Here is an 11,340-nt window from a genome sequence, read left to right as displayed (position 1 = left end):
GGGTAGCCCGGTAGGACACGAACTAGGGACAAAAGGGCAGGACCATGGATCGCAAGCTTACCTGGTATATTTTCGCCGGCATGGTGCTCGGCGTGGCGGTCGGTTATGCCGTCCATGTCGGTGTCGCGGCGGACAGCCCGATGTTCGAATATATCACCAAGACGTTCAAGCTGCTCTCGGACATCTTCCTCAACCTCATCAAGCTGCTCGTCGCGCCGCTGGTGCTCTCGACCATCGTCGTCGGCATCGCGCATATGGGGGACAGCAGCGCGCTCGGCCGCATCGGCGTGCGCGCGCTGACCTGGTTCATCACCGCGAGCTTCATCTCGATCGGGCTCGGGCTGCTGATGGTCAACCTCTTCCAGCCGGGCATCGGCGCGCCGATCCCCGAAGCGGCGGAAGCGGCCAAGATGGTGGGTGAGGTGAAGAAGCTCGACGCGTGGGAGTTCACGCTGTCGATCTTCCCCAAGAACGCGCTCGAGGCGCTCGCGACCAACAACATCCTGCAGATCCTGGTCTTCTCGGTGTTCGCGGGCGTGGCGCTCTCGGCCATCGGCGAAAAGGGCGCGGCTCTCGTACGCGGCTCCGAGGCGCTGGCCGAGATGATGCTGCAGATCACCGGCTATGTGATGCGTTTTGCGCCCGTCGCCGTGTTTGGCGCGATCGCCAAAGTGGTCGCGGGTAGCGGGCTGGCGATTCTGGGCACCTATTTCGAGCTGCTGGTCGAGTTCTACGCCTCGCTGGTGCTGCTGTGGATCATCCTGCTGACGATGGGCTGGATCTTCCTGCGCGGCAAGATCTGGCAGCTGATCCGCTATATCCGCGAGCCGCTGCTGATCGCCTTCTCGACCGCCTCGTCCGAAGCGGCGCTGCCCAAGATGTTCGAACAACTCGACCGGTTCGGCGTGCCGCGCCGCATTTCGGGCTTCATGCTGCCCCTGGGCTACAGCTTCAACCTCGACGGTTCGATGATGTACATGAGCTTCGCGACATTGTTCATCGCGCAGGCCTATGGCATCGAGCTTTCGATCACGACGCAGATCCTGATCCTGCTGACGTTGATGGTCTCGTCCAAGGGCATCGCTGCGGTACCGCGCGCCAGCCTGGTGGTCATCACCGGCACGCTGGCGCAATTCGGCCTGCCGGTCGAGGGTGTCGCGATCATCTTAGCGATCGACCAGTTCCTCGACATGGGCCGCACCGCGACCAACGTCGTCGGCAACGCGGTCGCGACCAGCGTCATCACCAAATGGGAAGGCATGCTGGAAGTGCCCGAGCCGGCCGAAATGGAGCTTCCCCATGCACCGCACGACACGCCCGAGCACGGCAAGCGCGGGCTCGATCTGCCGGTCGGCGAATAAGAAAAGGGCCAGCCGTTGTGCACGGCTGGCCCTTGGAATGCCTTGAACTGATGCGTGAGATCAGTCGATGGTCACGGTGACCGCGCGGCGGTTCTGCGCCCAGCTGGCCTCGTCCGAACCCATCGCGGCGGGGCGTTCCTTGCCGTAGCTCACCACGCGCAGGCGCGATTCGCTGACGCCCAGCGAGACGAGATAGTTCTTCGCCGCATTGGCGCGGCGTTCGCCCAGCGCCAGGTTGTAATCGCGCGTGCCGCGCTCGTCGGCATGGCCTTCGATGATCGCCTGTTTGTTTGGATACTGCGCCAGCCATTGCGCCTGGCTCTGCAGCGTGATCTGGTCGTCGGCATCGACATTGTAGCGGTCAAGATCGAACAGGATGCGGTCGGAGCGCACCTTGGCGAGGAAATCGGCCTGGCTGCCCGGAACGGCGACATTGCCGACACCCGAATTGTCCTGTCCTTGCGAATTGTCGACCGCCGGACCCGGCGCGGGCGGCAGCTCGGGCGGGGCCTTCTTGGCGCAGGCGCCCAATGCGATGACGGCGGTGGCCAGGACGAGCGTGTTGCGGACAGTTCTCATCGAGCGTCTCCTTCTTGTGTGTGGGGCCATACAGACGACACAGACTAGGCCCCGTGGGGAAAGTGCGGGGCTTGTAACACCGTGCCGAAGCAACCCCGTAGCGAAATATAACCAATGTTAAGCTGAAGGAAGTCTGACTCCATTCATCGACAGGGTAAACCCACGGAACGCATAAAAGGCTCCATCAGGGCAGGATCGGGCCCCAGGCGGGATCGGAACCATCGACCGGCGTCGGCAGGCGGCGTTCGTTCGCGCCGGTGAGGTCCACCTGCCAGACGGTCGAGCTGACCGCACCGCGTCCGGTGCGGAAGAACTGGATCACGCGGCCATTGGGCGCCCAGGTCGGGGCCTCGTCCTGCCAGCTGTTGGTCAGCAGGCGCTCGCCGCCGCCCGAGGGGCTCATCACCCCGATGCGGAAATTGCCCTGCATCTTGGTGAAGGCGATGAGGTCGCCGCGCGGGCTCCATTCGGGAGTCGCATAGCGCCCGCCGCCAAAGCTGATGCGGCGCTGGTTCGAGCCGTCGGCGTTCATCACATAAAGCTGCTGGCCGCCACTGCGATCGCTTTCGAACACGATCTGGCTGCCATCGGGCGAGAAGCTGCCGCCGACATCGATGCCGGGGCCGTCGGTGAGCCGCACCGGCGTGCCGCCTTCGGCCGAGATCTTGTAGATGTCGGTGTTGCCGCCGATCGCCATCGAATAGAGCAGATAGCGGCCATCGGGCGACCAGCGCGGCGCAAAGGTCGGGTTGCGGCTCTGCGTCACCAGCCGCTGGCGGCCGGTGCCCAGGTCATAGACATAGATGCGCGGATTGCCGTCGACATAGCTCAGATACGCGATCTGCTTGTAGTCGGGCGAGAAGCGCGGGGTCAGCGCGGTCGACTGGCCGTTGGTGATGAAGCGGTGGTTCGCGCCATCCGAATCCATGATCGCCAGGCGCTTGGTGCGGTTCCCCTTGGGGCCGGTCTCGGCGATATAGGCGATGCGGCTGTCGAAGAACGGGCTTTCGCCCGACAGGCGCGAATAGATGCTGTCGGCGCATTTGTGCGCGGCGCGGCGCCAGTCCGCCGGCTCGACGACAAAGCCCTGGCGGGTGAGTTCGCTGCCCAGGGCGACGTCATAGAGATAGCAGCCCACGGTGATCTTGCCGTCGCCGTTCGCCTTGACGAAGCCCTGGATCAGCGCGGCGGCGCTGCGGCCCTGCCAATAGGGGAAGGTCGGAGCGGTGACCTCGTCGACCGTGATCCGTTTCACCGCATTGCGGCCGATCGGCTTGAACAGCCCCGACCGGTCGAGGTCCGAGGCGATGACGTCGCTGATGCGGTTGCCGAGGTCTTCGGTGGTGCCGGCGAGCGTGTTTTCGCTCTGCGGGGTGGGCAGCGCCGGGACCGCGATGACGAGGTCCGCACTGCCGGCATTGTCCACGTCCACTGCCAGCTGGGCATAAGCGGGGGTGGTGGTGAGCGCAGCCAACACAACCGACAAGCCGATCACCCACTTTCGTTTGTCCCGAGCCCTTCGACGACGCCTGTCGGCGTCGCTCAGGATGAACTTCAGCCTTTGGCTGAAGTCGAGGGAGGTTGTGGCTACGGTCGCGCATTCGTCCCTCGACACGCTCGAGACAAACGGGGAAGGGTTAGGGGTAGGAATTCGCATAGCTTACAATCCCAGATAGAAGGTTGGCTCGATGGTCTGCCATTCCGCATAATATTGCGCGGGGAACTTGAACGGCGCGGCGCGGCGGACCGCAGCGATCGCGCGCTCCTTGTGCAGCGCCTCCTGCGCGCGGTTGCTCGCGTTGACGCCGGTGGTGGTGGCCTGTGGCGTGCCGACGATATTGCCATTCTCATCGAGCTTCACGACGACCCGCGTGCGCAAGAGGGCGCTTGACCGGGGGCGGCGGTGTGGGTTCGGGCTCGCTCTCCGCGGCAGGCGCGGCCTTTTCGACCTGCGGCGCGATCTCGGGCGCGGTCGCGGTCGCCGCCTCGACGTTGGGCGTGGGCGATTCGGATTCGAGGCCGACCTCGTCGGTCAGCTGGACCTCGATCGGCTTGACCGGCATCTTCAGTTCGCTGCGGCTGGCGATGCCGAGCGACAGCGCGGCGAACAGCGCGACATGGCCGACCACCGCCACCGAAAGCCCAAGACGCTCGCTCTTCTCCATTCCTTGCTCGTAAGCCTTTCGTCTTCAACCGGTTATGGGCGGTCGGATGAACCGGTGGTGACCAGCGATACGCGGTTGAGGCCCGCCCGGTTCAACTCGCCCATCACCAGCATGACCTTGCCATAATCGAGCGCGCGGTCGGCGCGGAGCATGACCTGCGGTGCATCGCCATTGTCCTCGCCGCGCTGCTCGCGCAGCGCCTCGAGCGCATCGGGCAGGTCGTCCATGCTGACCTGAGCGTCATCGATGAACGCCTGACCCTCGGCATCGAGCGAGATCTGCACCGGCTCCTTTTCCTGCTCCAGCGCGTTGGCGCGGCTGTCGGGCAGGTCGATCGGCACGCCCGCGACCAGCAGCGGCGCGGTGACCATGAAGATGATCAGCAGCACCAGCATCACGTCGACGAACGGGGTGACGTTGATCTCCGCCATCGGTGCGCGCGATCCTCCGCGCCGCCGACCGCTTCCGCCACCCGAAGGTCCGACAGACATGCCCATCAGAAGCTTTCCTTCTCGAGCTCGCGGCTGAGTTCGCCGTGGAACGCGTCGGAGAAACGGAAGAGCTTGCCTTCCAGCTTGTTCAGCCGGTGCGAGAAGCGGTTATAGGCGATGACCGCCGGGATCGCGGCGAACAGGCCGATCGCGGTGGCGAACAGCGCCTCGGCGATGCCGGGCGCGACGACCGCGAGCGAGCTGTTCTGCTCGGCGGCGATCGCGGTGAAGCTGCGCATGATCCCCCAGACCGTCCCGAACAGGCCGACGAACGGCGCGACCGAGCCGACCGTGGCGAGGAAGTTGAGCCGATCGGACAGGGTGTCGATCTCATGGCCCACGCTCGACGACATCGCGGTGGCGAGCCGCTGGCGCGCGCCGTCGCGATCGGTCACGCGACCCTTGGTGGTGCGCCGCCATTCGGCGACCCCGGCAGCGAGCACGCGCGCGCTCGGCAGCTTCTCGTGACCGCGCGCCTTGTAGAACGCATCGATATCGCCCGCCTTCCAGAAATCCTGCTCGAACGCGGTGTTTTCCCTGCCGATCCTGGCGATCTTCAGCCCGAAGCTGATGATGATCGTCCAGGTCCAGATGCTGGCCAGTGCCAGCCCGATCATCACCGCCTTGACGACGAGATCGGCCTCCATGAACAGCTTGAGCGGCGACAGGGTGACGGCATCGGGGGTCAGGCCCATGGTATCGATCATAACGGGGACGGGTCTTTCTGGTCGGGATCGAGGATCTGGTTATAGGCGTCCATCCAGGCGCGGGGCTGGCGGATGGGACGGCCCTCCGGGTTGATGAAGGCAGCGGTAACCTCTGCCTGCAGCAGTGTCTCAAACGATTCGACGACAGATTGGCTGCGCCGGATGACTCGTTGATGAATGATGCACGCCGCAGCGCGCAACCGTGTGATCTGGCTCATCACGATCAGCGCATCGTCCATTTTCGCCGGGCGCACGAATTTCAGCGCCATGTCGGCGACGGCATAGACGCCTTCGCCCGCCGCATGCGTGGCGCGCTGGTCGATGCCGAGCCCGCTCAGCATGTCCGATCGGGCACGCTCCAGATAGCGCAGGTAGTTGGCGTGATAGACGATGCCGGAAAAATCGGTGTCCTCGAAATAGACGCGCAGCGCGAAATAGTGCGTGCGGCCCTCGAACCGGCCTGCGAACGGGATGATGTCGGGCGGAACCATGGTCCCCCGCTTAGAGTCTTTGCGACATCAAAGGCAAGGCTTGCGGCCCGCATTGGAACATTAATGCCAATTGGCTGCTGCATTTTGCGCCCGACATTGCTATGGGGCGCGGCCCGGCGTACCTTGCCGGCGGTATTTTCTGGAGTGAATGACGTGGCAGGCAAGTGGACCCCCGATAGCTGGCGAACCCATGAGGCGCGGCATATCCCGGCGTATCGCGATGCCGCTGCGCTGGCCGATGCCGAAGCCACGCTCAAGACCTATCCGCCTCTGGTCTTTGCCGGCGAGGCCCGCAGCCTGGAAAAGGAACTCGCGCGCGTCGCCGCTGGCGAGGCGTTTCTGCTGCAGGGCGGCGATTGCGCCGAGAGCTTTGCCGAGTTCCACCCCAACAACATCCGCGACACCTTCCGCGTGCTGCTGATGATGGCGGTGGTGATGACCTTTGCCTCGAAGCGCCCGGTGGTGAAGCTGGGCCGCATGGCGGGCCAGTTCGCCAAGCCGCGCTCCGCGCCGACCGAGAAGCAGGGCGAGCTCGAGCTGCCCAGCTATTTCGGCGACAATATCAACGGCATCGAGTTCGAGGCGGCGACGCGCGAGCCCGATCCCGCGCGCATGGTCCGCGCCTATTCGCAAAGCGCGGCGACGCTCAACCTGCTGCGCGCCTTTGCCAGCGGCGGCTATGCCAGCCTGCAGCAGGTGCAGCAGTGGATGCACGATTTCATGGGCCGCAGCCCCTGGGCCGAGCGCTATGCCGAGACGGCGGACCGGATCAGCGAGGCGATGGACTTCATGCGCGCCTGCGGCATCAGCACCGATACCGTGCCGCAGCTCCAGGGCACCAGCTTCTATACCAGCCACGAGGCGCTGCTGCTGCCGTTCGAGGAAGCGATGACCCGGCGCGATTCGCTGACCGGCGACTGGTACGACACCTCGGCGCATTTCCTGTGGATCGGCGACCGCACCCGCTTCGAGGGATCGGCGCATGTCGAATTCCTGCGCGGCATCGGCAACCCGATCGGGATCAAGTGCGGGCCGAGCCTCAGCACCGACGCGCTGCTGTCGATGCTCGACACGCTCAACCCCGCGCGCATTCCGGGCCGGATGACGCTGATCAGCCGCTTCGGGCACGACAAGGTCGAAGCAGGGCTCGCCCCGCTGGTGCGCGCGGTGAAGAAGGAAGGCCATCCGGTCATCTGGTCGTGCGACCCGATGCACGGCAATGTCGTGAAGTCCGAAAGCGGCTTCAAGACGCGGCCGTTCGAGCGGATCATGGCCGAATTGCGCGGCTTCTTTGCCGTTCACCGCGCCGAGGGCACGCATGCCGGCGGCATCCATATCGAGATGACCGGGCAGAATGTCACCGAATGCACCGGCGGCGCGATCGCGATCACCGACGAGGCGCTGGGCGACCGCTATCACACGCATTGCGACCCGCGCCTCAACGCGGCCCAGTCGCTCGAGGTCGCCTTCGAGGTGGCCGAGATGCTCAATGCCGAGGTCGCCGCCTCGACCAGGAAGGCCGCATGAGCGAACGCCGGATCATCGTCCAGAAAGAGGTCGTCCGCAACGGCGTGGGCTTCGGCAGCGCGCTCGCCATCGCGATCAGCTATACCGCGCCGCTGCCGCCAAGACCGCGCTGGCGGGCGATTATGACCGGATCGTCAAGGAACTCGTCACCATCACCGAAATCCCCGCGCCGCCGTTCGGCGAGCAGGCGCGCGCGGCCTATTTCCAGCAGCAGTTCAAGGCGCTGGGCCTGGCCGAGGTCGCGATCGATGCCGAGGGCAATGTCACCGGCATCCGGCGCGGGACGGCACCAGCGGGCGGCCCGCTGGTCGCGATCACCGCGCATCTCGACACCGTCTTCCCCAAGGGCACCGATGTGAAGGTGCGGCGCGAGGGCAATACGCTCAACGCGCCCGGCGTCGGCGACGACACGGTCGGGCTGACCGGACTGCTCGCCTGGATCCGCGCGATGAACGCCGCCAAGGTCGAAACCAGGCACGACATCCTGTTCGTCGCCACCGTGGGCGAGGAAGGGCCGGGCGATTTGCGCGGCGTGCGCTTCCTGTTCACCAAGAACGCCTACAAGGACCGCATCGCCGCGTTCGTCTCGGTCGACGGATCGGACCCCTCGCGCATCGTCAACCAGGCGGTGGGCTCCAAGCGCTACAATGTCGCGTTCACCGGCCCCGGCGGGCACAGCTATGGCGCGTTCGGCATCGTCAACCCGATGGTCGCGATGGCCGATACCGTGCGCCGCCTGTACGAGACCAACGTCCCCGCCAGTCCGCGCACCAGCTATGCCGCCAGTGTCGTCTCGGGCGGCACGTCGGTCAACTCGATCCCCGACCGGATCGAGCTTCAGGTCGACATGCGCTCGCCCGATCCCAAGGCGCTCGACCGGCTCGAGCAGCGCTTCCTGCAGATCGTCGACGAGGCGGTGACGGCGGAAAACTATGCCCGCTCGACCAATGTCGGCACGATCGCGGCGGAAAAGACGCGGATCGGCGACCGACCTGCCGGCGGCACCGCCGATACCCATCCGCTGGTCGTCACCAGCCGCAAGGTGCTCGCCGATCATGGCTTCGAGACGCAGCTCCAGGCCTCTTCGACCGATGCCAACATTCCGATGAGCCTGGGCATCCCGGCGATCACGATCGGCTCGGGCGGCGGCGGGGGCCGGGCGCATTCGGTCGACGAATATGTCAATGTCGAGCGCAACGCCTTCATCAACGGACTCTCGTCGGGCCTGGCATTGGTGGTGGCGGTGGCCAATCTCGACTGGACGAAGAAATGATCCGCCGGTCGGCGCTCGTCGCGGCGCTGCTGCTGGCGGGGTGCGCCGCGCCGGTGATGACGCGAGTCGATGCGAGTGCTCCGGCATCGCTGCCGCCGCGCGCCAGTTTCGAGCTGGCCGATATGCCTGCGGACGGCGATATCCTGCCTGGCCAGGCGCGCGACATGGTCGCCGCAGCGCTGCGCCAGCGCGGCTGGCGCCAGCAGCGGGGTGGCGAATATCTGCTTTCGGTGACATTGGCCGAACGCCCGGCGCGCATCGCGATCCGCGCGGGCGATGATTTCGGCAAGGCGATGGGCACGATCGCCCCTGCGGCCGATCGCAGCAACAACCGCGGCTGCGCGAAGAGCGACCATCGGCTGACCATCGCGCTGACCGAGCGCACCACCGGCACCGTCGCGTTTGCCGGCACGGCATCCGAATTCCATTGCAGGGCGTTGTTGACCGACAGCCTGCCGCACCTGGTCGCCGCCGCCGTCGATCGGATCGATACCGGTTCGGGAAGCGTGCAGATCGCCCGCAAGGGCCGCCGTTAAGAGGCCCGGTCGAGCGGCAGGATCAGGATGAATTCCGCGCCGCCTTGTGCAGCATTGTGCGCAGCAATCGTACCGCCATGGCGCTGCACCACCGCAGCGACATAGTTCAGCCCCAGCCCCACGCCCTTGACCGCATGGCCTGCGCTTTCGCTGGCAAAGCGTTCGAACAGGTGCGGAAGAATGACCGGGGTGATGCCCTTGCCCTGGTCGCGGATGGTCAGGCGGACCTGCTCGGCTTCCGCATCGATCTGCACCGTCACCGTGCCCGCATCGGGGCTGTATTTCACCGCATTGTCGATCAGGTTGACGATCGCGCGGAACAGGCTCTCGCGCTCGGCGGAGACGAAGGCGCAGTCGCTGTTGTCGGAGATGCTGATCTGAACACCGCGCTGCTGCGCGAGCGGCCACAGGCTGTCGGCGGCCTCGCTGGCCAGGTCCGCCGCGATCACCGGCTCGGGCTCGAAGGAGCGCTCCTGCATTCGCGCGAGATCGACGAAACTGTCGGCCAGGGTCAGCGTCTGCCGCGCGTGGCGGGCGATCCGCACCCGGTCGACATCCTGCTGGTTCGGCCCGACCAGCGCCAGGATCGCCGCCTGCGGTGCGCGCATGTCGTGCGAGAGCAGTTGCAGCATCCGCTCGCGATCGCGCCGGGCCTGCGCGATGACGGTGATGTCGGTGAGATAGTCGATCCGGCCACGCGGCGCGCCATCGGCTCCGACGATTTCCGCGCGGCGCAGCACGAAGGCGCGGCCATCGCGTGCCTCGAATTCGATATGGCCGCTCGCCGGATGGGCGAGATAGGCGGCGATCGACGCGCGCGCGGCGGGCTGGGCGATATCCGCGAGAAGACCATCGACCTCCACCCCATCGAGCGCCTCGCCAAACGCGACGTTTGCCGCGCCATTGGTCAGCACGATGCGGCCGGTCAGATCGCTGACCAGCGCCGGATCGGGCAGCCCCGCCAGCGCATCGCTTACCAGCCGCTTCAGATCGCGCAGCTGCGCGATGGCGCGTGCGAGCTGTTCGGCCTGGCGGGTGACATGGTCGCTGTCGGTGGCGATGGCAGGGGTCAGCGGCAAGGCAGCTTCGCGCTCCAGGCTGGAGAGCTCGCCGCGCATGTAATCGCTGGTCGCCTGCAACCTGCGCCAGCCCCAGAGCGGATAGACCAGCGCGATCCCGAGCAGCGCAGGGCCGGGTGCAATCCACCAGTTCGCCGCTAGCGCCGCGGTGCTGAGCGCCAGCGTGCCGAGCATCAGGGCGATCGCGAGCAGGCTCGCCGTGCGCGGGCGGATGCGCCAGAAGCCGATCATCAGCAGCCAGGCGGGGGCGAGGGCGAGACCGATCTGCCCCGCGAGTGGTAGCGACCGGACCCATCCGTCCTGCATCTGCGCATTGGCGATATTGGCGTTGATCTCCACCCCCGGCATGTTGCCGCCATCGGACACCGGCACCGGATAGCGATCGCCCAGGCCCTGCGCGGTCATGCCGATCAGCACGCGCCGACCCGCGATCAGGGCAGGGGGTACCTCGCCGCGCAACACGCTGACATAGGAAATCGTGGCGAAGCTCTCCGGACGCGCGAAGCGTAGCCGCCGGGGCGTGGTGCAGTCGCGCGTCAACGGCCTCAGCGCCATCAGATGCGGCAGCGGTGCGGCGCGCCCGCCGGGAGCGTAGCACAGGGCCGCCGCGCGCACCGTACCGTCGCGGTCGATAGCGGTATTGGCATGGCCGATGCCTGCAGCCTGGAGCGCGAGCGCGCGCACCGGATCGATCCGCTCGAACGGCTTGCCATCGCGACCGGGGACGAGGAATTGCCCGGGCAGATGGACGCGGAGCGACTGCATCGCTGCGGCCAGCGACGGGTCATCGGCTTCGGGCTCGGTCAGCAGCAGGTCGAGCGCGACCGATTGCGGGCGCGCTGCTGCGAGGCGATCGAGCAGCTCGGCATGCAGACGGCGCGGCCAGGGCCAGCGGCCCAGCGCGGCGAGGCTGGGTTCGTCGATCGCGACGATCAGGATGCCGGGGTCCGCCTCGACAGGGGCGGCGCGCATCGCGGCATCGTAGAGCAGATCGTCTGCAGGGCGGGTCCAGCCGCCGATCAGCGCGGCGATCACCAGCGCCGACGAGAGCGCGGTGACCCAGAGCCATTCGATGCGAAAGCGGCGGCGCAGACCCGCCGATGCGCCCGGCTCGTCCGCTGCCGGGCCGCT

At 66.5% G+C, this 11,340-nt stretch carries 12 protein-coding genes; 4 read left to right on the top strand and 8 right to left on the bottom strand.

What is annotated here, in order from left to right:
• Positions 1-44 precede the first annotated feature (44 nt).
• Positions 45-1,361, top strand: coding sequence for a dicarboxylate/amino acid:cation symporter (locus DM995_RS08395; protein WP_116969125.1), 1,317 nt, complete (start codon positions 45-47; stop codon positions 1,359-1,361).
• Between the two features lie 60 nt (positions 1,362-1,421).
• Here DM995_RS08395 and pal read toward each other — a convergent pair whose 3' ends face one another.
• The 7 genes from pal to DM995_RS08360 form a co-directional block, all read right to left on the bottom strand.
• Positions 1,422-1,940: a peptidoglycan-associated lipoprotein Pal gene (gene pal / locus DM995_RS08390; RefSeq protein WP_060978835.1), complete on the bottom strand. Its 519-nt coding sequence runs from the start codon at positions 1,938-1,940 to the stop codon at positions 1,422-1,424.
• A 184-nt stretch (positions 1,941-2,124) separates the two neighbouring features.
• Positions 2,125-3,432 (bottom strand): Tol-Pal system beta propeller repeat protein TolB, encoded by a 1,308-nt coding sequence (gene tolB / locus DM995_RS08385; protein ID WP_116970378.1) that lies wholly within the window; start codon positions 3,430-3,432, stop codon positions 2,125-2,127.
• Between the two features lie 168 nt (positions 3,433-3,600).
• Complete coding sequence (tolA, locus tag DM995_RS08380; protein WP_116969124.1) at positions 3,601-3,801, bottom strand: cell envelope integrity protein TolA; 201 nt, start codon at positions 3,799-3,801, stop codon at positions 3,601-3,603.
• Complete coding sequence (locus DM995_RS21205) at positions 3,788-4,105, bottom strand: hypothetical protein (RefSeq protein ID WP_157973130.1); 318 nt, start codon at positions 4,103-4,105, stop codon at positions 3,788-3,790. Before DM995_RS21205 ends, tolA begins: the two co-directional genes overlap by 14 nt.
• Positions 4,106-4,137: 32 nt before the next feature.
• Positions 4,138-4,602, bottom strand: coding sequence for a protein TolR (gene tolR, locus DM995_RS08370; protein ID WP_116969123.1), 465 nt, complete (start codon positions 4,600-4,602; stop codon positions 4,138-4,140).
• On the bottom strand, positions 4,602-5,303 hold the full coding sequence (gene tolQ, locus DM995_RS08365; protein ID WP_023837988.1) for a protein TolQ: 702 nt from the start codon (positions 5,301-5,303) through the stop codon (positions 4,602-4,604). Before tolQ ends, tolR begins: the two co-directional genes overlap by 1 nt.
• A complete protein-coding gene (locus DM995_RS08360) occupies positions 5,300-5,794 on the bottom strand; it encodes a YbgC/FadM family acyl-CoA thioesterase (protein ID WP_116969122.1) in 495 nt (164 codons plus the stop codon). Before DM995_RS08360 ends, tolQ begins: the two co-directional genes overlap by 4 nt.
• A gap of 153 nt (positions 5,795-5,947) precedes the next feature.
• Between DM995_RS08360 and DM995_RS08355 the strand changes: the two genes are divergently transcribed.
• Genes DM995_RS08355 through DM995_RS08345 form a run of 3 tightly spaced genes read left to right on the top strand, consistent with a single transcriptional unit; the run spans position 5,948 to position 9,130 of the window.
• Entirely contained in the window at positions 5,948-7,321 is a 1,374-nt protein-coding gene (locus DM995_RS08355) for a class II 3-deoxy-7-phosphoheptulonate synthase (RefSeq protein ID WP_031318076.1), read from the top strand.
• Complete coding sequence (locus DM995_RS08350) at positions 7,284-8,594, top strand: M20/M25/M40 family metallo-hydrolase (protein ID WP_116969121.1); 1,311 nt, start codon at positions 7,284-7,286, stop codon at positions 8,592-8,594. Before DM995_RS08355 ends, DM995_RS08350 begins: the two co-directional genes overlap by 38 nt.
• Complete coding sequence (locus DM995_RS08345) at positions 8,591-9,130, top strand: hypothetical protein (protein WP_116969120.1); 540 nt, start codon at positions 8,591-8,593, stop codon at positions 9,128-9,130. The genes DM995_RS08350 and DM995_RS08345 overlap by 4 nt, the downstream gene beginning before the upstream one ends.
• On the opposite strand, the gene DM995_RS08340 is transcribed toward DM995_RS08345, so the two are convergent.
• The coding region (locus DM995_RS08340) for a CHASE2 domain-containing protein (RefSeq protein WP_116969119.1) at positions 9,127-11,340 on the bottom strand (2,214 nt) is incomplete at its 5' end. The genes DM995_RS08345 and DM995_RS08340 overlap by 4 nt on opposite strands.

This window comes from Blastomonas sp. UPD001 (genome assembly GCF_003426715.1).
In the GTDB taxonomy this organism is placed as follows: Bacteria; Pseudomonadota; Alphaproteobacteria; order Sphingomonadales; family Sphingomonadaceae; genus Blastomonas.
The sequence above is the reverse complement of the archived record's forward strand: the minus strand, read 5'-3'. Positions and strand labels throughout refer to the sequence as shown.